A 21,749-nucleotide genomic window follows, 5' to 3' on the forward strand; every position below is an offset into this window, starting at 1 on the left:
AGAGAATTAAGTGTATCTAACCAAAAATTATGTTTAAAAAATTAATTGCCGCAGCATTAATAGCCTATCCCTGTGCACATATTTCAGCACAAACTTCTACTGATTCCTACACACAATCCATTAATGGAACAAAATTAAAATTCGATATGCAGGCTATACCAGCAGGCAAATTTAAAATGGGAAGTAAAACAGGAAAACCAGATGAGCAACCTGTTCATGAGGTAAAACTTGATGCTTTCTGGATTGGAAAACACGAAGTAACCTGGGATATTTTCGAACCTTTTCTTTACCGCGATTACGAAAAACAAGCCAGTACAAGTGCTATTCCTGCTGAAGTAGATGCCGTTACCAGGCCCACAAAACCCTACCTCGATATGACTTTTGGTATGGGTAAAGCGAACCAGCCAGCGGTAGCCATGACACAATATAATGCCATCCAATTTTGCAAATGGCTTTACATGCGTACAGGTGTTTTTTATCGGTTACCAACAGAGGCAGAATGGGAATACGCCTGTAAAGCCGGAACAGAAAGCAATTATGCTTTTGGTGATGATGCGACTAAACTAGGCGATTATGCCTGGTATAAAGACAACAGCGACAACAAAACACACCAGGTAGGACAAAAAAAACCAAATCCATGGGGATTATTTGATATGTATGGAAACGTTAGCGAATGGACATACGACCAGTATATCGCTGATTTTTACAGTCAAAGCAAAGGTAAAACTGCAGAAAACCCGGTGGCAGCACCCGAAAAGCTCTACCCAAATGTAGTTCGCGGTGGCTCTTATGATGAAACACCAAATAATTTAACCTCAACAGCCAGACTGGCTTCTGATCCGTCATGGAAACAATTAGATCCACAGATCCCGAAAAGCAATTGGTGGTTCCCCGAAGCTCCTTTTGTAGGCATGCGCCTGGTACGCCCAGTAAAAACGCCTTCAAAAGCAGATATAGATGCGTATTACAATAAGCAACCGATAAAAGACCTTTAAAAACACAACCCTAACCAAAATAAAATTAAACACATGAAAAAACCAATTAACCAACAAGATCGTCGCGATTTTCTAAAAGCAACAGCCATGCTGGCCGGCGGGGCCATGTTAAGCAGCATTCCACTGGCCGGAGCTTATGCATCAGGATCTGATACCATAAAAATTGCCTTAATAGGCTGTGGCGATCGTGGTACCGGAGCAGCTTTCCAGGCCTTGAGCACTAAATTTAATATTAAACTGGTTGCCATGGCCGATGCTTTCCAAGATCGTTTAGACAGCAGCTACCAATCTTTAAGTTCGAAATTTGCAGCAAAAATGGATGTTCCAAAAGAACGCCAGTTTGTAGGTTTTGATGCTTATTTAAAAGCCATTCCATTGGCCGATGTAGTGTTGTTAACCACACCTCCGGGCTTCCGTCCGATCCATTTCGAAGAAGCGGTTAAACAGAATAAACAAATTTTCATGGAAAAACCTGTTGCTGTAGATGCACCGGGCATTAGAAAAGTATTGGCCGCAGCCGAAGAAGCAAAAAAGAAAAAATTAAATGTTGTGGTAGGTTTACAACGCCGTTACCAGACCAACTATCGCGAGTCGATGAAACGCATTAACGACGGTGCCATAGGCGATATCATGTCAGGCCAGGTATATTGGAACAGCGGTGGCGTTTGGGTACGTCCGCGCACAGCAAATCAAACCGAAATGGAATACCAAATGAGGAACTGGTATTATTTCAACTGGTTATGCGGCGATCATATTGTTGAACAACATGTACACAACATCGATATTGCCAACTGGATTAAAAATGGACATCCGGTTTCGGTACAGGGAACAGGTAGCCGTGCCTGGAGAACCGGAAAAGACTATGGAGAGATTTATGATAACCACTCTATCGAATTAACGTATGCCGATGGCGCCGTAATCAATAGCCAGTGCAGGCATTTTGAAGGCATCAGTAACCGTGTGGATGAAACTTTTCAAGGCACCAAAGGCAAAATTTACCTTTCAGGCAGCAACCAGGCCATTATGAAAGATTACAGTGGCAAAGAGCTTTATAACCACAATACCAAAGGAAATGCAAATCCATACCAAACAGAGCACGACGAACTGTTCGATGCGGTTTCTAAGGGAGAATATAAATTCAGTAATGTAGACTATGCTGCAACAAGCACATTCTCGTCAATTATCGGTCGTTATGCTACCTATTCTGGCCAGACCATTAAATGGGATGAGGCTTTAGCTTCGAACATCAGTTTAATGCCTGAGCGTTTTGCATGGGATGCGAACCCAAGGTTAATGCCTGATGAAAAAGGACTATACCCTATTGCCATACCCGGCCAAACCAAGGTAATCTAAAATTAAATTGATGCGCTACAGGTTTTTGCTTTTCATTTTGCCACTGATTTTTGCCTTTTCATTTAAAAAAGAATTGCAGCAGTATAAAATCGATGGTTTTGCACAGGGAACCGATTATGCAATAATGTACTATGCTACTGATAGTTTAGCCACGAAGGCTGGCATAGATAGTTTATTGAACGAAATTGATTTATCGATGTCGCTTTACAAAAAGGGATCATTGATAAATCAATTTAATGCTGCCGAAAAAGAAATTAAAACCGATCGTTTTATGAACGACGTGCTTAAAAGGAGTTTTGAGATCAACCAGGATACCAAAGGCATTTTCGATATTACTGTTGCTCCATTGGTACAAGCCTGGGGTTTTGGACCAAAAGAGGCTAAAAACGAACCCGATCCGGCAGTCATTAAATCGATATTGGCCTGTGTAGGCATGAAAAACCTGAAGCTAAAGAATGGTTTATTAAGCAAACTAAAGCCCTGTATACAAATCGATTTAAATGGAATTGCTCAAGGTTATAGTGTCGATTTAATTGCCGCTTATCTCGAACAAAAAGGAATTAAACAATATGTAGCCGAACTGGGAGGCGAAATTCGGATTTCAGGACCTAAACCCAATGGCGAAACCATAAAAATTGGCATTGAAGGTCCGGATAAGGATGGAACCCCGGTAATCAGACATATCGCTGCAATAAATTCAGGCGCAATTACCACTTCAGGCAATTACCGGAAATTCCACCAGAGCGGAAAGAAAAAAATTTCTCATCTGATCGACCCTAAAACAGGATATCCTTTAGATAATGAAATGATTAGTGTAACGGTATACGCCAAAGATGCCGTTACAGCCGATGGATATGATAATGCCTTAATGGCCATGCACCTCAAAGATGCCATGGCTTTCGTAGAAAGCAGGAAAAACCTTGAGGCTTATTTTGTGTACCATCAAAAAGATGGCAAAGTAGCCGATACGCTAACTACAGGATTCAAAAAATTAATTATACGCTAATCTGTTAAAACTAAACCGATGAAAAGAAGTGAGTTTATAAGAAATAGCCTGCTTACAGCTGGTGCGATTACTACAGGAGCAGGATTTACCAATACCTTTGCTGCCGAAAAAACAAATGATACATTAAGCGATAAAACTTTTAACCTCGATTATGCACCGCACCAGGGCATGTTCCAAAACCATGCTGGCAAGAGTTTTTTAGATCAGATCCAGTTTATGTACGATAAAGGTTTCCGTTCCATCGAAGATAACGGTTACCTAAACCGCCCTGTAGAAGAACAGGAGAAAATCGGCAATTTACTGGCGAAACTGGGTATGCGCATGGGCGTTTTTGTGGTAGATGGTGGCGATAACTGGAAAACCTCCTTAACCACTGGCAAAAAAGAATTTAATGACAAATTTATCGAAACCTGTAAAAAATCGGTGGAAGCCGCAAAACGCTGTAATGCCAAATGGCTTACCGTAGTGCCTGGGTTTTATGAACGCAACCTCCCTTATGGCAATCAGTTTGCCAATGTAATCGATGCCATGCGTGCCGGAGCCGAAATTTTCGAACCCCACGGCTTGATTATGGTCTTGGAAACCTTGAGTGATACGCCAGAACTTTTCCTGCAAAAAACAAATGAAACCTACGCAGTATGTAAAGCGGTTAAAAGCCCTTCGTGTAAAATTCTTTATGACATTTACCACATGCAACGTACAGAAGGCGACTTAATTAAAACCATCGATCGTTGCTGGGATGAAATTGCCTACATCCAGATTGGAGATAATCCAGGGCGAAAAGAACCGACAACCGGGGAAATCAATTATAAAAACCTATTCAAACACCTGCATACCAAAGGGTACAAAGGCGTTATGGGTATGGAACACGGCAATTCGAAAGGTGGAAAAGAAGGCGAACTGGCTGTTATTTCTGCTTACAGGGCTGAGGATAATTTTTTGTAGATAATAAAAAAATCGTCATTGCGAGAAGGCTTTTTCAGCCGACGAAGCAATCTTACAACGATCGCTACTAGCGAGTGCATTAAGATTGCTTCGTGCCTCGCAATGACGATTTATTGACGACTACCCCACTTTCAACACCCACACCGATACACTTCCCGCATTGCAATGAAACTCTGCCCAGCCATTTTCATCAATAATTATTTCCTGCTGGCGATAGCCTAAGGCATTAACAAAGGTTTTTCCGGCAAAGTGTTTACCAATTTCCCACGCCGTGGTCTGTGTCCCCACAGACCACAATGTTATCTCTTCTCCTACCCTACCTTCAACACCCACACCGATACACTGCCGGCATTGCAATGAAACTCTGCCCAGCCATTTTCATCAATAACTACTTCCTGCTGGCGATAGCCTAAGGCATCAACAAAGGTTTTTCCGGCAAAGTGTTTACCAATTTCCACGCCGTGGTCTGTGTCCCCACCAATGTTATTAACTTAGTGTTTTAAATATTTGAAAATCAAATTATTATGTTGATATTTAACTATTAAACAAGTAAAGTAAATGAGTATAATTTCTTCGAATCAAAAATTGGAGCAACATAAAGTGGCTCCTAAAAAAAACATTTGATTTCATTCAGGATAAAAACAGTTTTTCCCAATACCTTAAAGAACCAATCTTTTTTACCCGTAAGCGGAGTTTAAGCTTCCCTGTTGTTGTATCTATCGTATTAAATCTTTTTAAAGAATCTGTAGAGTATAATCTTTCTACAATTTTGCCTAGTTTATCCTCAAAAGCGGTAACAGGTGCAGCTTTTTCTAAGGCTCGATATAAAATATCCATCTCCTTTTTTAAGGATCTGAACAAAATACTGGCAGATTACCACAAACAGAACCCTTCACAACTTTGGAGGGGATATCAATTGATTGCCGGTGATGGCTCTACTGTTGGGTTACCACCTTCCAGGCAGATAAAAGACTTTTTTGGAATCTATTCAGAAAAAGGTGGTAGTGTAAAAAGTTGTTTAGCACAGATTTTTATGTTTTATGATGTTTTTAGTGGGGCAATTCTTTCTAAAAGGATATCAAAGATGGAGAAAACAGAAAAAACACTTTTTGATGCATGCATTGAAGAACTCCCAGGCCGTAAATCCATAGTTATTTTAGACCGGGGGTTTGGATATTTTCATATCTGCAAAAGCCTTTACGCAGTAAAACAGAATTTCTGCATTCGCATAAGCACCGCTCAGTCCTGTTTTGCAAAACGGATAACCCAACAGACTGAAAACGATTTTATAACAGAGTGGGATCCAAGCCCAAATGAAAGAAAATCCTGTTTAAAACATGGGTTAAATACTGAAAAAATCGTTGTTAGGGTTACAAAAATCCAATTGAAAACTGGAGAGATAGAAATACTTGTTTCTTCCTTATTTGATATGAATGATATCTGCACAGAGAATATGAAAGTGCTTTATGGCCTAAGATGGCCTGTAGAAGAAGGCTTTAAAAAACTAAAACCAAAGATGAAACTAGAGCAGTTTGGTTGTCGAAAACCTGATGGAATATTCCAGGAGTTTGAAGCACATATATTTATGATGAATCTGGTAGCTTTATTAGGCATCCAGGCACAGCAGGAGATCGACAAGAACAAAAAAAGAAAACTAAAATATAAATACAATTGGCAAAATGCTTTCAGGTTTGTTAGAAAAGTAATTATCCAAATACTAAATACGCTAAACCCAGAGCATATCATTCAATCTCTTATTAAACTAATAGCATCTTCTAAAATACCCATAAAACCAGACAGAAGCTTTATTAGGGTAACATTTAAAAAGAGGAAAAACAGAGCTCACCAAACATATAAATAGCTTAAGTTAATAGCATTGGTGTCCCCACAGACCAGAATGTTATCTCTTCTCCTACCCCACTTTCAACACCCACACAGATACACTTCCCGCATTGCAATAAAACTCTGCCCAGCCATTTTCATCAATAACTACTTCCTGCTGGCGATAGCCTAAAGCATCAACAAAGGTTTTTCCGGCAAAGTGTTTACCAATTTCCCACGCCGTGGTCTTTGTCCCCACAGACCACAATATTATCTCTTCTCCTACCCCACCTTCAACACCCACACAGATACACTTCCCGCATTACAATGAAACTCTGCCCAACCATTTTCATCAATAACTACTTCCTGCTGGCGATAGCCTAAAGCATCAACAAAGGTTTTTCCGGCAAAGTGTTTGCCTATTTCCATTTCCTTAAATCCTTCTTCTCCTGTACTCAACAATACGGCTAAACCACTATTTTCATGTTCTTCATCACCGGCACGGGTCCATCCTACACAAATGCCATGGTCAAAATAATCACGTTGCTCACCGTAGGCTAAGGCTGTACGGATTTTACTCATGGTTTCTACCGCAGGGATGGCCACTAGCTCAACATGTACCTCATCACCTTCTTTGTCTTTATCATCATAAATCCCTCCATACAGATCAGGAAAGAATAAACAAGGAATGCCTTGCATACGCAACAAAATCATGGCATAAGCTAAAGGCCTGAACCAGAAATCGACATAAGATTCCAGCGCCTGCAAAGGCTGCGAATCATGATTATCAACAAATGTTACCGCCAGATCTGGCTTTACCTGTACCAGCGTTCCATCAAAAATCGTCCGCATATCAAATTCCTCGTTTTTACTCGCCAGGAAAAAATTATGATGCAACAACGAATCAAATATTTGTGTCCGCCCGCCGGTAATTTCAATATAGTTCAATTGCCCCGCAATATCCACCACATTCCAATCTTCGGCCACAATAAAAAATTCCCTGTTAAATTTCTGGTTCAGGTGATCGATCCACTCTACAATAAAATCAGGATTGATGTGTTTAACCGCATCTAACCGAAAACCGTCTACTTTGGTCGTTTCCACTACCCATTCGCCCCAGTATTTTAACTCTTCAATTACAGCCCTATTGCGGTAATCAATATCATTAAACATCAGGTAATCGTAATTACCGAATTCAGTAGATGGAACCTCTTCAAAACCTTCACCTAAATAATTCTGGATGGAATAAATAGCTGTTTCCTTTCTATCTTCTGCCCAGTCTACCCCACTAAAACATTCATGATTCCATATAAATTCAGAATATTTACCCTTTCGGCCGGGGAAAGTAAACTTCGTCCAGGCTTCTATTTCGAAAACATCGCTGGTAAATTCATTTCTATCATCAGGATTAACAGTTCTAACAGCTATTTTCTCCAGTTCATCACCACCGGCTTTGTGGTTAAAAACCGCATCGGCTAAAACACCGACCCCATTATCGTGCAGTGCTTCAATTGCTTTGATATATTCATCTTTAGAACCATGTTTGGTACTTACACTTCCTTTCTGATCGAACTCACCCAAATCGAACAGATCATAAACCGCATAACCAACATCATAAGCCGCATTGTTAGATTTATAGGCTGGTGGCAACCAAACGGATGTTACGCCAATTTCTTTTAAATGACTTGCTTCGGCAGCTACTTTAGTCCATAAATTTTGTTCTTCGTTATAATACCAATGAAAAAATTGGATCAGGGTCTGGTTTTGCATTAATTCGATTTTTTTGTATGGATAACAGGAGAGCTGATGAATTTGTTTTTGGATTGAAGATCTTCACAAGTTCTTTCCCGCTGATTTCGCAGATCACCGCAGAAAAACAACTTAAATCTGCGAAAATCCCTTTGATCTGCGGGAACAATCTGACTCATGCTTTTCCCGGTGATCTCGCCAATGCTCGCAGAAAAACAAAATAATAACTCTGCGAAAATCTCTTGAATCTGCGGGAACAATATTACTCATGCTTCCCCCCTGATCTCGCTGATGCCCGCAGAAAAGCCAAATAATAACTCTGCGAAAATCTTTTGAATCTGCGGGAACAATATTACTCATGCTTTCCCGCTGATTACCGCAGTAAAACAAAATAATAACTCTGCGAAAATCTCTTAAATCTGCGGGAACAACATTACCCACGCTTTTCCCGCTGATCTCCGCAGTAAAACAAAATCATAAATCTGCGCTAATCTATTGAATCTGCGGGAACAACATTACCCACGCTTTTCCCGCTGATTTCGCAGATCACCTCCGAAAAACATCTGCTAAATCCACCAGAATCTATTTGCAATACAATCTTAACCACATTTTAATTACTTTTGCCCTTAATGAGTTTAAAAAAGAAATTTGCCAGAGAAAGTTTTACCATTATGAACGAATTGGTATTACCAAATGATACCAATACCTTAAATAACCTGATGGGTGGGCGTTTGCTTCACTGGATGGATATTGCAGCAGCAATTTCGGCTCAAAAACACTGTAACCGTATCGTGGTTACTGCTTCAGTTGATAATGTTTCTTTTAAACAGCCCATTAAATTAGGTGATGTAATTACCATCGAAGCCAAAGTAACGAGGGCTTTTAATACCTCGGTAGAAGTGCGTTTAGATGTGTGGGCAGAAAATATTCCGAGTGGTGCCAGGCAAAAAAGCAACGAAGCTTACTATACCTTTGTAGCGCTTGATCAGAGTGCACGAACCATTCCCGTACCAGAACTTATCCCAGAAACGCAGGAAGAAATTGATTTGTTTGATGGTGCCCTGCGCCGCAGGCAGTTACGTTTGGTTTTAGGTGGCAAAATGCATCCTGATGACGCCAGCGAACTCAAGGCACTTTTCTTTAAAGCATAATTTTTACGTTAAATTTCTTTTCAGCTTAACATGATTGTTTTATTTTAGCGGTTTACCTTACGCTGAAAAATATGACAACTTACACCATTCTTATTATTTTAAGCGGATTAGTAATATTCTCTTATCTGTTTGATTTAGTGGCGAGTAAAACCAAAATACCATCGGTTTTATTGCTATTGCTTTTAGGTATTGGTTTACGTTTACTGGTCGATAACCTCAAGATACAAACCTTCAATTTCCTATCTATTTTGCCAACATTGGGTACTGTAGGGCTAATTTTGATTGTTTTTGAGGGCTCGCTCGAACTGAAATATGATCAGCATAAAAACAAGGTCATTAAAAGTGCTTTTTTTTCGGCCTTAAGTATTTTACTCGGTACCACCAGCGTAATTACCACCATTATTTACCAGATTTCGCACCACGATTTATATACCTGTATTGCCAATGCCATCCCTTTTAGTGTAATCAGTTCGGCTATTGCCATTCCATCGGCCGCAGCTTTAAACAATAAAGATAAAGAGTTTGTAATCTACGAATCCTCCTTCTCCGATATCCTGGGGATCATCATTTTTAATTTCACCATTACCAACCATTCGGTCACTACCTCCGCATTTATCGGCCTGGGCTTAAGTACCTTTCTCATCCTTTTGCTATCGGCCATTGCCTGTGTGGTATTGTTGTACATTATGGGCAGGTTGGTACACCACATCAAATTTTTCCTGATCATCGCCATCCTCATCCTGGTTTACGCCATTGGTCAATCTTACCATCTTTCTTCTCTGGTGCTGATCCTGAGTACTGGTTTATTCCTCAACAATGCCGATACCATCCAGAACGTTTGGTTCAGGAGTATTTTTTTATACAAGAATTTAACGGCCGATTTATCGCAGCTTTACCAGTTATCGGCAGAAAGTGCCTTTATTTTGCGGACTTTTTTCTTCGTGATCTTCGGTTTTACAATGAACATCGGCGAACTGAACAACAAGATTGTATTGGCCAATGGCTTTTTCATTCTGATCACGATATACCTCATCAGGATGCTCTTCCTTAAAATATTTAAAAAGGATACTTTAGGCCCGATTTTATACATCGCTCCCCGCGGACTGATCAGTATTTTACTTTATTTCAACCTGCCCGCCTCACTAAAAATACAGGAAGTGGGTACGCCGTTTTTATTCCTCGTGGTATTGGGCTCGAGTATTGTAATGACGCTGGGAATTACGTTGAGTAAGAGAAATAGTGTGGTTCAGTAGTTCATTGGTTCACTGGTCATTAGTTGATTGGGTTAATCATATAAACTGGTTAATGGTTTATTGGCTGATAGTTAATGGTTAATTGCCACTTGACCACAACTTCAACTTGCTTTTCATCCTGAACGCAGTGAAGACCTGCGAAGCACTCCTGATACTACCTTTGACAAACTCCAATAGAATGATCGTCATCTCGACTGTAGCGCAGCGAAATGGAGAGATCTATATAGACAGATTATCTTGGTCAATTGTTAAACCGGTTAATCGACGCCAAACGCTAAACTTCCAACCCTAATCGCTAAGGTTTAACCGTAGAAGAAATAGATTTCAGCTGGTGTAATTCGGCCAGCACATTTGGATTGGCTCGGTAATAAATGGAATAATAACTGAGTTCGTTAAACTTATTTTTATCTATCTTATTAAAATTAAAGCGTGCAAGGTTCGGATTAATGGCATGGATAGGCAGGGCAACAGCATTTGCCATTGCGGTAAAAACCACAGAAAATACGGTGGCTGCCGCGTCTTCCCTCAAACCCGGCTCTTCCTTGCCCCATTTATCAACCATTTTACCAGCTGCATTCATTTTATACTCTTCTGCCCTATCTTCACCGATTTTAATAAAACTCATCCCTTTATAACCTTTCTTAATCGTACGGATCTGTGCGGTTTTAATTTCGTTGATGGGAACAGTAATAAATTCGCCGTCATGATTCAGAATCACATTTACCGAATCAACTTTATATAAAATCCCTTTGTATTTTTCATTTTGGGTTTTCAGAATGGCGATGTAAGGTTTTACACTTTGAGCCTTTGCTAAGCTTAAGGAAAAGAAAAAGATGAGGGTAAAATAGATAGACTTTATCATGTTATTGGTTCATTGTTTTATGGTTCATAGCCTTGTGAGTTAAGCCATTGGCACAGGTGAAAATAATTTAACCACAGATAAAAAGGATGGACACAGATATAAAAATCCGTGTTTATCTGTGTCCATCTGTGGTTAAAAACCTTAACTGAATGACATTGCTCCAAACGCCACACGCTTAGCGCCTAAGGTTTATCAATATAGTAAGCTTTTGAGTAAATTTCCAATTTTTTATATTCAGTGGCAAACAATTTTTCATCCTTATTGATCTTCAAAAACATTTTTTTAGCCTTAAGTTCTGCTATAAGGCCATAAGTTGTGCCTACTGCTGCCCCTAAAGTTGTAGCGGCCAAAAATGCTGCAAGTTGTTCGTTGCCAGTTCCATTATTGTTATCTGTAAATGCCAAAGAACCAATTGCCGCGCCAGCAAGTGTCCCGATCAGAAATCCTTTACCTGTATTGATGCCTTTTTTCATTAAACGGATGCTGATGATATTTTTAGCACGAAGCATGATGTAATTCCCATAACCATCATTCACAGCAACACCTTCAGGAGAAATTTTCTCTAAAGTACCTTTTACAACAGGTAAAGAATCTGAAACCACTTTTACCTGGTAATTAATAAATTCCTGCGCTTTGGTTTCACTAAGAAACAAATTACCTATAAAGAAACAGAGCGATAAAAAGAAAATTTTCATTGGAGAGCGGTTATTTGGTTAATTGTATAAATTGGTTCAGTAGTTCATTTGGTTCATTGTGCTGATCGTCATCTCGACTGTAGCGCAGCGAAATGGAGAGATCTATATAGACAGATTATATCGTCAGTTGTTTAAACCGGTTAATCCACTCCAAACTATACCCCCTCGTTCAATAGACTCCAAACTTCCGACTAAGGACTTTGGACTACAGACTAAGGACTTCAAACTACGCCCCCATTTCCAGAATCTTATCAAATTCAGTAGCCTTAAGCGGCATTACCGATAAACGCCCTTGTCTAACCAATGATATATCAACTAAACTTGGCTCAGCCTTAATCTGCTCCAGCGAAACCGGGTTTTTCAGGCTTTCTACAGGCGATAAATCAACCACTACCCAGTTGGCATCATCAGTAGTAGGATCCTGGTAAAACTCCCTCACCACTTTTGCAATACCCACCACATTTTTACCTTCATTACTGTGGTAAAAAAGCACCAAATCGCCTTCTTTCATGGCTTTCAGGTTATTCCGTGCCTGATAATTGCGCACACCATCCCAAAAGGTACGGCCATCTTCGTTAAATTTTTCCCAACTGTATTTAAAAGGCTCTGATTTTACTAACCAATGGTTCATCTTATTCTTTATTTAAAGCTCAAAACTAACAAAACAGAACGGATTAGAAAATAGGTTGGAAAGAATGAGTTTTCAAAATATTAAAAATTGATTAGTTTTTCGGAATATCATTTTCAATGAAAATTAATATCTTGTGGATATAAATTAATAACAAAAATGGCAGAATACGCTTTACCATATTTCGGAAACTTACCGACAGAAAATTTAGAAGAATATTATGATGTTGATATTGAATTAAATGGAAATGAAATTCAAGTAGACCTTAACTTTGAAAACCAGACGGTTGACACATTAATAATGGACAAAGTAAAAAATTTCATTGAAAAATTAGAAAAATTTGACAAGCTGAATAAGACATATATTCTCAATGACTATAATGACGAAGATGGCGACACCGTAAAATTTTACTTAGAACACCATCTTGAGGAACTTGATAAAGAAGAACTTACAAAACTTGTAAACTTTGACGACACGATAACAGAACCTGAACAGCAACTTCTGTCAAAATTGAAATTAGTTAGAGTTGGTCTTTATCCTGATAATGAAGATAACTTCGCCATTTTTGACTACTCAATTGGAAAAGATATAACAAATTATTTGGTAGTAATAAATACTGATGAGAACGGACAACTGGACTATATGACAATGGAAAGCTAGATACCTACTGCCACCATCCATTACTAGCGCAAGTCTTAGCGTTTACGCTAGTGGGCTGAATGGCTTGTGCTTAGCAGAGATTTAATTGACGGATTTTTAAGCACAAGTCAGGCCTATGCTCTGGCCAGGAGCGCCAAGACTTGCGCTAGATGTGGCACTATACCTAAAACAAGAAATGATCTACTTGATTCTATCTTTTGAGTTTAATATAGGATATTAGTTACAACCATTTGATAAGATATGTTTAAAGAACTAATTGACCTCCTCGGAGAAAGAAAACCGAATAAATCTGAAGGGAAACGCGCCTCAGCCGTGTTGTATCCTAATAAAATTAATTTTGATACATATCATAAGATTGGGCAAAAACTATGGGATTGGGAATCTTCTGCCAATGTGACCACCTTACAACCTGACGCTGATGATAAAGATATAGGCCAAACAGTTAGGTTGCATCTTGATTTGACGCGCTATAACTTCTTATTTAAGAAGCATGAACGTGTACTGGCAGACAAGCATTTGCAGAAATTCTTAGCTGCTCATGGCTTTCAAACATATCATGAGCTATGTGAAGACGCTTTGCTCGTAGAGATATGGGAGGCTAATGAGAAAATAATTTTAGTACCAACCTTAAATGGAGGAGACAGTGGTCGACAAAGGGGCTTTCATTCATTAGACTGGAAGAGCATTAGTTGCAATAAAGAAATATCAAATGAGGATTTGGGTGCAATTGTTCGCAAAGCATGGCGCAGATGTGATGAGTAATAGTCTAACAAAATCAAGATAATGGTGGTGGCCCTAAAATTACCTCAACTTTATTTTCAGGTGTAGGAAGTGGAAGTTTAGCGAACAGCGTTATTCCAAACGACAGATGACTACCGTTAGCGTGAATGACCATGCCTATCAGCGTACATTTTTTGATCGTCAAGACGTAAAATATCTGCTGAAGGCTCAAATTCTTCAAAAATGGTTTCAAATCCTAAAGTCTCCTTTGCATATTCAAAACAGTCGTAATAAATTGCTTTATCTGTCATTTTGTATTGTACTTTCGTTACGATACCTCCTTCTTCAGTTAAAATAAAAGCTTTACCATGAGTTTGATAAAGAATTAAGTTTTCCACTTTTTGATTGAAACTAAACCCAAGCGCAATAAGAAGTTCATGAGCGTTATTCACTGAAATATGATATAAATCCCAAATATGTTGTGGTCTAATCTTCCTTTCATTCATATTTAAAGTTAAACATTTGGATTAAGAAGTATATACAGAATTCTAAATCCATTCCGATCTCCAAATAGTGGCTTATGCAAAGAAAGGAATGAATTTAGCGTTTATTCTCATCTGACGCTTGAGTTCATCATAAATGCCTTTCAAAATCTCATTTCGTTGGTAATTAGATTTACCAATATTATCCAATCTGCTTAATATAAATGATCGTTACAACTACCAGAATTTGAATAGTTAAAACATCGATCGACATATAATTCATAACGAGTGTTAATTAGTTTTTATCTAAAAAAAAGAATAATATCATCCTAAACCAAGCCTTTCCTAAAAAGCGGTTTATCGCCATTTTAAATTATCACCGGAATGTTTATATTTGATCAAAACGCGATCTATATGAAAAGACAAATCTTACTCACCCTCTCACTCTTAATTCTGATTATTATCAGCCAAAAAGCCAGAGCCCAGGATAGCCTGAAAGTAAATGCCCCGGTCGATACCACCATCTACGATGATAAATTGTCTTCTGAAGGACACCTATACAAGCTCCCATTATCACCCCTTAGTCAGGTGGAATATACACAGTTCATGAACAATCAATATGCAACCTCGGATGTGATTAAAAAAAACAAACTCTACACCAAACTAGAGGTAACCACAATAGTGGAAAAAGACGGCAGTGTTTCTAAATACACTGTAAAAGGAACAGGCACTGAGGCCATGAAAAATGAAATCGTCAAGATCCTTAAACTCCTACCAAAAAACATGCTCGGCACTAGAGATGGGCAAGCGGCAAGGTTTCGGCTACACCAGCCTTTTGAGTTTAAATATGAGTAAGGGTTTGGAACTCCAAGCGATTATCCTAATTCCGAATTACCTAAGGAACTTTCAAATTCATCTTTGCGCTTTTGTTCATATTCATACTTATCTTTTAATAAGGAAATCTCACCTAATCTTTACTGGTATCCATAAAGCTAAAAATACGAAACCGATTGTACTGTTTGGCTTCATTTATCAACATTTAATCATTCCTAGCAGCAATCCATTCACTTCCCGTCGCTGGCGCACGCGTGCCGCGTGTGCATTTGATATTGGTACATCTTATATTTATTTCACACGCGACACGCGTGCGCCAGCGCATGCTCTTCATTTTTTTTTAAAAGCTTTATAAAACTCTTCCGGCACAAGATAAAGCTTCTTTTTTGCTCTCGAGCAGGCTACATAAAACTTATTCCTTGTAGAGGCAGGTAATGTGGCTAAACTATCCTTTTGTAGGCTATCCCATGATTTTTTGTTCATTACCACACAGACATCTTCATAGTGATCTTCTCCCTTACACTCTCCCCAATTTTTTGATAAGCAACTATATTTCCTTTGATCATTATAAAATAACTTAACTATTTTATCATCGGCATAAATATCTAATGCCTCTGTTAACCTATCTATTATTTCCACAGAAGTCTCATCAGATCTGTGAGATTCCATCTCTATGCCAATTTTTTCGGAGACAAATTTGCAAATGGTTGGACTACAACGATGACTTTTAATTAAACTATCTATATCTACAGCAAGTCCCATTTTCAGGAACAACTTTCTGTAATTCCCATATTCATTATGCAATGATGCATTAACTGTACCATCGCGGCTAGTATCGAAAGTATGTTGATAAAAGTCACCTACAAATAAAATATTTGCATTTGCTAAAGCTATACTTTTTAAGAGATTAAAATCATTACCGGCGAAATCTTGTATCTCATCGAAAAATACATCATTAAAATATTTGGCAATTCTCTTATTAACCTCTTCTATAACCTCCTTCTTTTCAAGAAATTTCGCTATCCTGTTACTGTAAAGCCTTTTATAGGTATCAATATATCTTGCATCATCCTTCGCATAGTTATTAGGGTTGGATTTCCAATTAATTCCTCTTGTTTTATATTGAAAGCCTAAAAAAGGTCTGCAACAAAAACCATAGAGGAAATTGAAATAGGACAACAGCTTTATGTTATTAGGGAAATAACCAAATTTTCTAATTATACCATTCCGTAGGTTCTCAACATTATTAACAGTGTATGTTACGATCAAAGCTCTATTTTCCAAGTTAAGCTTGGAGAGAATTAAAGTCGTTTTTCCTGATCCCGCAACTGCAAAAACTACTCTTTTATCCATTTTATTGCCTCCTTGATATAACTTGGAGCCAGAACAGCAGCATGCTCCTGCTCCAAAAGTTCAAAAGCTACATCGGCCTTATTTTTGAGCATATAATCCTGAACAGTTAACGTTTTTCTACCTGCTGAAAACAATGTTTCACACATTTGGGTATTGTCTTCATAAACGCAGATTTCAAAAGTTGACCTGTCATTATTACTATCATAAAATACTTTAATGTGATTGTCCACATATTCAATATAGGCATCTATACAGGTATTTTGATGATCCTTATCATTGTCCCTTATTACTGCGGTTCTTATTTTTAATAGTTTCGCTAAATCCAAATATCTCTTAAAGCTGGTACCACCAACAGAGATAATATGCACGTCTGACTCCTCAAGCTTTTTACCTTCCTGTTCAAAAAATGCTTCCATAAGGATATATTCAGCGTCACCCTCCACAAGAATCACTTTTTTGGATAAAATAAATTCCATGATATTATTATCTGGAGCTTTCATAAAAAATCGCGCGGTGTCATCCGGTAGATTTTTTAACAACACAGCCGTTGAACTATTACTGTTTAGAAGAATAGAGTTTCTAAGGTCAAGCCTTGTACTTATCATATTGCTATGGGTAGTAATAAGTAATTGCTTGCCAGTAGATTCACGGATTCTGCCTATCAGTTTTTTCATGTTAATATGGCTGAGGTGATTTTCTGGCTCTTCAAGCAAAATGACATCTATATTCTTACTGTTTTTGTTCAGAGCAAATTCAGTTTTAATAAAACACTGTCTTCCCTTACCCTTATTTTCAATGTTAATATTTCCTTCGGTCAACATCAAATCAGTTTCAAGATTTGCTTTATGGGTATTCCTTACACCAAAAGCGTAATCAGTTACTCTATTATTGAGATCAGAAAGTACATTTTCTTTGAATGTATCCTTAACTTTTCTGTACTCATTTTTATGTTTTTGCTTTTCCGCATCTTTAGTATTGCTCGAATACATGGCTTTCACATACTCTCTAGTCGCATATTCGTTATTTATTTGCGAGTTATCAATAAGAATTTGCTTAAGAAATTTCCTGTATCCGGTATAGTTTTCTCCCGAGAATGTCTTAAAGCTTATCGTATAGTACTCAAATGGAAAAATGGCGTCGGGTTGGTTAAGGATATCTTTGATTTCCTTGCCCAGTAAATCATTTGGTTCACAACACAGACGTAAACCATCACAAATCACGCCCACCGAATTACTATTTCCATTAAGATCAGGGTCTTTTTGGTCTACCAAATATATTTCGACGAAAAGTTGAGGTAATTTCTCATATTGCCGTCCGGAGGATAAAAAATCTTCTATAACTCTCGAATTAAATAGACTTTCAAGTCCTAATGTCTCCACTTTATTTTTGCTTCCGCTGGCAACAATATCAATTGCTGTCAAAATTGAACTTTTTCCAGCTTCATTATCACCTATTAGTAAATTGAGATCAGGCTGAAATGTGACAAAAAAGGTTTCAAACCGTTTAAAATTCTTTAGTATAATTTTTTGGATTTGTGACATTTAAAAGAGGTTTATTTAATTCAATTTAGGAAAAAAACTGTTAGTTTGTGTTTTATAAATTTATACGTTTGATTTAAAGAAAAAAGTATTGAGCTCATTTTGAAGTTTTTTGTTCTTCATCTCCTTAGCCCTAACCATAATTTCTTTTGGCCCGAGAAATACGAGCACGTTTTTTTTGTATTCTGTTTTCAGTTCTTCAATTCTTTTTAATGCATCAGAATCGTATCCAGAAGAAGACCAGTATTCAAACTCAATAACTTTATTTTTATGTGTATCCTGTTTTGTTATCCATGTTCTAAAAGCTGGGATTTTTATACGAACCCAATGATTTATTTCGCTTATTGAAGTTTTAGCAACCCTTGCCTTGCATTCTGCTATGATAATTTTATCTCCAAAATTAGCACGGATATCCATTTCATGCATTGCGTTATTCTCGTAAAGCTCCCAGCCCATATCTATATTAGCACCCTTAAATATATAATAGTGCCCAGCAACATATTCAAACAGTGCTCCTTTTATATTCTTTAGAAGTCCATCATTATATTTACGTAATTCAGCTATGAGGTCTAAATATTTATTGGGATCTTTTGCCAAACTGGCTGCAGCATTTGTTAAGACCGTGATAAGGTCATTAAGTGTTTTAGCATAATTATCGCCAAAAAGCTCACTAATAAGACCGACGATAATGCCCTTCTCTTTCAAGTACATAAAGCCTTCATGATCTAGGTTATCAACTAAAAGTATAGGCATAATCTTAGAAGCATTCTTATAGGTCTTAATGATTTCTAGTTTTTTGATGAAGAATTCGATATCTTTCTTGTATGTTGGTCTGCCCAACAAAATATCTCCTAGCACAAATCCAAAATCCTTACCTTTTTTTAATGCATCAAGTGGACTAACGCCTTTGAATGCCCATCTAAAGTTTCCATATTCTCCAAACAGTTCTGCAGAATCGTAGGATACAAGACCAATGTTTTTAGCTTGGTTCCTGAAATTATCAAGAACATTCAGTTTAATGATCTCGAGTGTCTTACTTAAGAAAAGGTTTAGTCCCTTATATCGTAATCGGGGAGCAAAGGAAAATTCTTTTTCATTGACTATCAAGATATTTTCCTTGACGAACTTTTGGAGAACCTCTTCGAATGGAAGGTGTGAAACAACTGGTGCTATTGGATAATTTGCATAGGTTTCTAGAAATAATTTATTTATCATACCTGAATGATATCGGACTGCATTTAATACATACCAGTATTTTTTTCCATGCAATTCCATCTGCTTCGCAAGAAATTTTAAGATTTCCCCTTCTTCTTTTTGTTGGGGCAAGAACACCAATGACTGGTTACTCTTGAAAAAACCCTCTAACCTTTCTAACCCAATTTCTCTAGAAACTCTTTGGCTAGCAGTGTTTAAATTGATATTTTCTGACGCAGCAACCTTTTTTGCCAGGTCACTAGAAATCATGGGTCCATTATCTAATAATATATTCTTTATTGATGTCATATCACGCAATATATAAAATACTTTTTTAATAATTTAATAGAAAACCAAAAATTTAAAATGATAAAAATGGTATTTTACCTTATCAAGCCATATTAATAGCCTGTCATATGATTTAATAACAACATTATATTAATCCATTTGATGCCAGCGCATTGAAGTGCAAGTACAGAACTATCAACTGCAAGCATAAACCTACCAACTGCAAGTATAATGTTGTTAACTACGCTGATAGAACTATCAACTGCAAGCATAAACCTACCAACTGCAAGTATAATGTTGTTAACTACGCTGATAGAACTATCAACTGCAAGCATAAACCTACCAACTGCAAGCATAATGTTGTTAACTGCGCTGATAGAACTGTTAACTGCAAGCATAAACCTACCAACTGCAAGTATAATGTTGTTAACTGCGCTGATAGAACTGTTAACTGCAAACATAAACCTATCAACTGCAAGTATAATGTTGTTAACTGCGCTGATAGAACTATCAACTGCAAACATAAACCTACCAACTGCAAGTATAATCTTGTTAACTGCGCTGATAGAACTGTTAACTGCAAGCATAAACCTACCAACTGCAAGTATAATGTTGTTAACTGCGCTGATAGAACTGTTAACTGCAAACATAAACCTATCAACTGCAAGTATAATGTTATTAACTGCGCTGATAGAACTGTGAACTGCAAGTATAAACCTACCAACTGCAAGTATAATGTTGTTAACTACAAGTATAGAACTATGAACTGCAAGTTCAGAACTATCAACTGCAAGTATAAACCTGCCAACTGCAAGTATAATGTTGTTAACTGCGCTGATAGAACTGTTAACTGCAAATTCTGAACTACCTTCATTTATGCGTTATCTGAGCAAAAATATTTTGTAGATTGATTTATTGTATTTATCTTGCTTATGCAAATCGATAATCAATAAAGTTCTAACATAACAGAGACGGTATAAGCAAATCATTTTTTTAACAATATTACTTAGGGGAGCGTTTTAGAAACGCATTTTCAATTGATCTCTGTATGGAGTTGATTGTCGGTTTGCAGCCCCTAAGTATACTTTTTTAACAATGTTATGCAAACCGACAATTGTAAAAACCCAAACACACAGCTCCCAAATCAGGTAGCTGTAACAGAATTCCGAAAACTGATTGAAGCCTATTTCGATATGGTTAGTTTATCGGATGTGAATCAATTCCTTACTGAAATGCTTAGCGCAGCTATCGGCCCCGATCCGCGCTCTGGCAAACACAAACCCATTACTATTGCCAATGCCCTTTATGATGTAAACAATATCATCAGCCTGCTTACCAAAACAAAACTTTTGGCCAATGAAGAAACCTTTCAGCGTTATGCCATAAACCTGGGTTATCACCTACAAGCTGTTGGCCAATTTGATGTGGAGCATCTTTCAGAACTATTATATGTTGGATTAAATGCCTACATCTTTCAGGAGGATGATTTTGAAGGCGCAACCTTAAAATTTTCTGCCGAAATTACTGCCGCATATAAAATGATTTATGATTGGTTGTCAGACTGCGATGCCTGGTGTAATGCTGTTGAGTGTTATGAATGTAATGAAACTATCGGTTTAGCAGCTACACTATAACCGTTCAAATTTTAATTGGCCATTTACCCTATACAGCTATGAGGGAAAACTCCCCTCCTAATTTAGGAGGGGTGCCCCAAAGGGCGGGGTGGTTACTAGCGGTTATATTATTGAAATTTCGGTAGGTGAGACACCAACTGATAGATAATATAATGAAACTGCCGGTTTAGCAGCTACACAATAAACGTTCAAATTTAATTGGCCATTTACCCTATACAGCTATGAGGGAAAACTCCCCTCCTAATTTAGGAGGGGTGCCCAAAGGGCGGGGTGGTTACTAGCAGTCATATCACTTAATTTCGGTAGGTGAGACACCAACCGATAGATAAATATAATGAAACTGTCGGTTTAGCAGCTACACGATAGCCGTTCAAATTTTAATTGGCCACTTACCTTATACAGCTATGAGGGAAAACTCCCCTCCTAATTTAGGAGGGGTGCCCAAAGGGCGGGGTGGTTAATCCATCACTAGCGCAAGCCCTATGTTATTAAGTTAAGGTTTTTAGCCACAGATGCACACAGATAAACACGGATTTTTATATCTGTGTGCATCTTTTTTATCTGTGGTTAAATTATGTTCATTACCAG

General features: G+C 37.8%; 23 protein-coding genes. 11 read left to right on the forward strand and 12 right to left on the reverse strand.

All coding sequences use genetic code 11. The features are described 5' to 3' along the window. The first annotated feature begins 29 nt into the window (after positions 1–29). The 4 genes from ACUN24_RS23525 to ACUN24_RS23540 are packed head-to-tail and all read left to right on the forward strand — an operon-like array spanning position 30 to position 4,299. A complete protein-coding gene (locus tag ACUN24_RS23525; protein ID WP_445564730.1) occupies positions 30–995 on the forward strand; it encodes a formylglycine-generating enzyme family protein in 966 nt (321 codons plus the stop codon). 33 nt (positions 996–1,028) lie between these two features. Next, positions 1,029–2,348 (forward strand): Gfo/Idh/MocA family oxidoreductase, encoded by a 1,320-nt coding sequence (locus ACUN24_RS23530; RefSeq protein WP_445564731.1) that lies wholly within the window; start codon positions 1,029–1,031, stop codon positions 2,346–2,348. 10 nt (positions 2,349–2,358) lie between these two features. After that, the gene (locus ACUN24_RS23535) at positions 2,359–3,354 is read left to right on the forward strand and encodes an FAD:protein FMN transferase (RefSeq protein WP_445564732.1); all 996 of its coding nucleotides are present in this window, start codon (positions 2,359–2,361) and stop codon (positions 3,352–3,354) included. A gap of 18 nt (positions 3,355–3,372) precedes the next feature. Next, positions 3,373–4,299 (forward strand): hydroxypyruvate isomerase family protein, encoded by a 927-nt coding sequence (locus ACUN24_RS23540; RefSeq protein ID WP_445564733.1) that lies wholly within the window; start codon positions 3,373–3,375, stop codon positions 4,297–4,299. A 120-nt stretch (positions 4,300–4,419) separates the two neighbouring features. Here the strand turns inward: ACUN24_RS23540 and ACUN24_RS23545 are convergent, their stop codons facing one another. After that, positions 4,420–4,587 carry an alpha-amylase domain-containing protein gene (locus tag ACUN24_RS23545; protein ID WP_445564734.1) on the reverse strand — a complete coding sequence of 56 codons (168 nt, stop codon included), beginning with the start codon at positions 4,585–4,587 and terminating at the stop codon, positions 4,420–4,422. Between the two features lie 23 nt (positions 4,588–4,610). Beyond that, on the reverse strand, positions 4,611–4,757 hold the full coding sequence (locus ACUN24_RS23550) for an alpha-amylase domain-containing protein (protein WP_445564735.1): 147 nt from the start codon (positions 4,755–4,757) through the stop codon (positions 4,611–4,613). Between the two features lie 170 nt (positions 4,758–4,927). Between ACUN24_RS23550 and ACUN24_RS23555 the strand changes: the two genes are divergently transcribed. Continuing rightward, a complete protein-coding gene (locus tag ACUN24_RS23555) occupies positions 4,928–6,160 on the forward strand; it encodes an IS4 family transposase (RefSeq protein WP_445565116.1) in 1,233 nt (410 codons plus the stop codon). Positions 6,161–6,211: 51 nt separating this feature from the next. On the opposite strand, the gene ACUN24_RS23560 is transcribed toward ACUN24_RS23555, so the two are convergent. Further along, entirely contained in the window at positions 6,212–6,379 is a 168-nt protein-coding gene (locus tag ACUN24_RS23560) for an alpha-amylase domain-containing protein (RefSeq protein ID WP_445564736.1), read from the reverse strand. A 23-nt stretch (positions 6,380–6,402) separates the two neighbouring features. After that, on the reverse strand, positions 6,403–7,890 hold the full coding sequence (locus tag ACUN24_RS23565; RefSeq protein ID WP_445564737.1) for an alpha-amylase: 1,488 nt from the start codon (positions 7,888–7,890) through the stop codon (positions 6,403–6,405). Positions 7,891–8,498: 608 nt separating this feature from the next. Here ACUN24_RS23565 and ACUN24_RS23570 point away from each other — a divergent pair. Both ACUN24_RS23570 and ACUN24_RS23575 read left to right on the forward strand, forming a co-directional pair. Further along, positions 8,499–9,020, forward strand: a complete 522-nt coding sequence (locus ACUN24_RS23570; protein WP_121287055.1) for an acyl-CoA thioesterase — start codon at positions 8,499–8,501, stop codon at positions 9,018–9,020. A 71-nt stretch (positions 9,021–9,091) separates the two neighbouring features. Next, complete coding sequence (locus ACUN24_RS23575) at positions 9,092–10,273, forward strand: sodium:proton antiporter (protein WP_445564738.1); 1,182 nt, start codon at positions 9,092–9,094, stop codon at positions 10,271–10,273. A gap of 295 nt (positions 10,274–10,568) precedes the next feature. Here the strand turns inward: ACUN24_RS23575 and ACUN24_RS23580 are convergent, their stop codons facing one another. The 3 genes from ACUN24_RS23580 to ACUN24_RS23590 form a co-directional block, all read right to left on the reverse strand. Further along, the gene (locus tag ACUN24_RS23580) at positions 10,569–11,135 is read right to left on the reverse strand and encodes a hypothetical protein (RefSeq protein ID WP_445564739.1); all 567 of its coding nucleotides are present in this window, start codon (positions 11,133–11,135) and stop codon (positions 10,569–10,571) included. A gap of 182 nt (positions 11,136–11,317) precedes the next feature. Further along, positions 11,318–11,830, reverse strand: a complete 513-nt coding sequence (locus ACUN24_RS23585; protein ID WP_445564740.1) for a hypothetical protein — start codon at positions 11,828–11,830, stop codon at positions 11,318–11,320. 226 nt (positions 11,831–12,056) lie between these two features. Continuing rightward, positions 12,057–12,461 carry an EVE domain-containing protein gene (locus ACUN24_RS23590; protein ID WP_121287062.1) on the reverse strand — a complete coding sequence of 135 codons (405 nt, stop codon included), beginning with the start codon at positions 12,459–12,461 and terminating at the stop codon, positions 12,057–12,059. 156 nt (positions 12,462–12,617) lie between these two features. Here ACUN24_RS23590 and ACUN24_RS23595 point away from each other — a divergent pair, with 156 nt between their 5' ends. After that, complete coding sequence (locus ACUN24_RS23595) at positions 12,618–13,118, forward strand: DUF2004 domain-containing protein (RefSeq protein ID WP_445564741.1); 501 nt, start codon at positions 12,618–12,620, stop codon at positions 13,116–13,118. Positions 13,119–13,358: 240 nt separating this feature from the next. After that, positions 13,359–13,880, forward strand: coding sequence for a contact-dependent growth inhibition system immunity protein (locus ACUN24_RS23600; protein ID WP_445564742.1), 522 nt, complete (start codon positions 13,359–13,361; stop codon positions 13,878–13,880). A gap of 116 nt (positions 13,881–13,996) precedes the next feature. Here the strand turns inward: ACUN24_RS23600 and ACUN24_RS23605 are convergent, their stop codons facing one another. Continuing rightward, a complete protein-coding gene (locus ACUN24_RS23605) occupies positions 13,997–14,344 on the reverse strand; it encodes a hypothetical protein (RefSeq protein WP_445564743.1) in 348 nt (115 codons plus the stop codon). A 390-nt stretch (positions 14,345–14,734) separates the two neighbouring features. Here ACUN24_RS23605 and ACUN24_RS23610 point away from each other — a divergent pair, with 390 nt between their 5' ends. Continuing rightward, the gene (locus tag ACUN24_RS23610) at positions 14,735–15,175 is read left to right on the forward strand and encodes a hypothetical protein (RefSeq protein ID WP_445564744.1); all 441 of its coding nucleotides are present in this window, start codon (positions 14,735–14,737) and stop codon (positions 15,173–15,175) included. Positions 15,176–15,484: 309 nt separating this feature from the next. Here the strand turns inward: ACUN24_RS23610 and ACUN24_RS23615 are convergent, their stop codons facing one another. The 4 genes from ACUN24_RS23615 to ACUN24_RS23630 form a co-directional block, all read right to left on the reverse strand. Next, on the reverse strand, positions 15,485–16,507 hold the full coding sequence (locus ACUN24_RS23615) for a hypothetical protein (RefSeq protein ID WP_445564745.1): 1,023 nt from the start codon (positions 16,505–16,507) through the stop codon (positions 15,485–15,487). Continuing rightward, positions 16,492–18,048: an ATP-dependent nuclease gene (locus tag ACUN24_RS23620; protein ID WP_445564746.1), complete on the reverse strand. Its 1,557-nt coding sequence runs from the start codon at positions 18,046–18,048 to the stop codon at positions 16,492–16,494. Before ACUN24_RS23620 ends, ACUN24_RS23615 begins: the two co-directional genes overlap by 16 nt. A gap of 60 nt (positions 18,049–18,108) precedes the next feature. Continuing rightward, on the reverse strand, positions 18,109–19,548 hold the full coding sequence (locus ACUN24_RS23625; RefSeq protein WP_445564747.1) for a hypothetical protein: 1,440 nt from the start codon (positions 19,546–19,548) through the stop codon (positions 18,109–18,111). A gap of 92 nt (positions 19,549–19,640) precedes the next feature. Continuing rightward, positions 19,641–20,177: a hypothetical protein gene (locus tag ACUN24_RS23630; protein ID WP_445564748.1), complete on the reverse strand. Its 537-nt coding sequence runs from the start codon at positions 20,175–20,177 to the stop codon at positions 19,641–19,643. Positions 20,178–20,627: 450 nt separating this feature from the next. On the opposite strand from ACUN24_RS23630, the gene ACUN24_RS23635 reads away from it, so the two are divergent. Further along, positions 20,628–21,161, forward strand: coding sequence for a hypothetical protein (locus ACUN24_RS23635; protein ID WP_445564749.1), 534 nt, complete (start codon positions 20,628–20,630; stop codon positions 21,159–21,161). Positions 21,162–21,749 lie beyond the last annotated feature (588 nt).

This window comes from Pedobacter sp. WC2501 (genome assembly GCF_052682415.1).

Excerpts from the sequence above, each read along its gene's own strand:
- ACUN24_RS23525 (WP_445564730.1), top strand. The coding sequence starts at position 30 with ATGTTTAAAAAATTAATTGCCGCAGCATTAATAGCCTATCCCTGTGCA.
- ACUN24_RS23530 (WP_445564731.1), top strand. The coding sequence starts at position 1,029 with ATGAAAAAACCAATTAACCAACAAGATCGTCGCGATTTTCTAAAAGCA.
- ACUN24_RS23535 (WP_445564732.1), top strand. The coding sequence starts at position 2,359 with ATGCGCTACAGGTTTTTGCTTTTCATTTTGCCACTGATTTTTGCCTTT.
- ACUN24_RS23540 (WP_445564733.1), top strand. The coding sequence starts at position 3,373 with ATGAAAAGAAGTGAGTTTATAAGAAATAGCCTGCTTACAGCTGGTGCG.
- ACUN24_RS23565 (WP_445564737.1), bottom strand. The coding sequence starts at position 7,890 with ATGCAAAACCAGACCCTGATCCAATTTTTTCATTGGTATTATAACGAA.
- ACUN24_RS23570 (WP_121287055.1), top strand. The coding sequence starts at position 8,499 with ATGAGTTTAAAAAAGAAATTTGCCAGAGAAAGTTTTACCATTATGAAC.
- ACUN24_RS23575 (WP_445564738.1), top strand. The coding sequence starts at position 9,092 with ATGACAACTTACACCATTCTTATTATTTTAAGCGGATTAGTAATATTC.
- ACUN24_RS23580 (WP_445564739.1), bottom strand. The coding sequence starts at position 11,135 with ATGATAAAGTCTATCTATTTTACCCTCATCTTTTTCTTTTCCTTAAGC.
- ACUN24_RS23585 (WP_445564740.1), bottom strand. The coding sequence starts at position 11,830 with ATGAAAATTTTCTTTTTATCGCTCTGTTTCTTTATAGGTAATTTGTTT.
- ACUN24_RS23590 (WP_121287062.1), bottom strand. The coding sequence starts at position 12,461 with ATGAACCATTGGTTAGTAAAATCAGAGCCTTTTAAATACAGTTGGGAA.
- ACUN24_RS23595 (WP_445564741.1), top strand. The coding sequence starts at position 12,618 with ATGGCAGAATACGCTTTACCATATTTCGGAAACTTACCGACAGAAAAT.
- ACUN24_RS23600 (WP_445564742.1), top strand. The coding sequence starts at position 13,359 with ATGTTTAAAGAACTAATTGACCTCCTCGGAGAAAGAAAACCGAATAAA.
- ACUN24_RS23605 (WP_445564743.1), bottom strand. The coding sequence starts at position 14,344 with ATGAATGAAAGGAAGATTAGACCACAACATATTTGGGATTTATATCAT.
- ACUN24_RS23610 (WP_445564744.1), top strand. The coding sequence starts at position 14,735 with ATGAAAAGACAAATCTTACTCACCCTCTCACTCTTAATTCTGATTATT.
- ACUN24_RS23615 (WP_445564745.1), bottom strand. The coding sequence starts at position 16,507 with ATGGATAAAAGAGTAGTTTTTGCAGTTGCGGGATCAGGAAAAACGACT.
- ACUN24_RS23620 (WP_445564746.1), bottom strand. The coding sequence starts at position 18,048 with ATGTCACAAATCCAAAAAATTATACTAAAGAATTTTAAACGGTTTGAA.
- ACUN24_RS23625 (WP_445564747.1), bottom strand. The coding sequence starts at position 19,548 with ATGACATCAATAAAGAATATATTATTAGATAATGGACCCATGATTTCT.
- ACUN24_RS23630 (WP_445564748.1), bottom strand. The coding sequence starts at position 20,177 with ATGTTTGCAGTTAACAGTTCTATCAGCGCAGTTAACAACATTATACTT.
- ACUN24_RS23635 (WP_445564749.1), top strand. The coding sequence starts at position 20,628 with ATGCAAACCGACAATTGTAAAAACCCAAACACACAGCTCCCAAATCAG.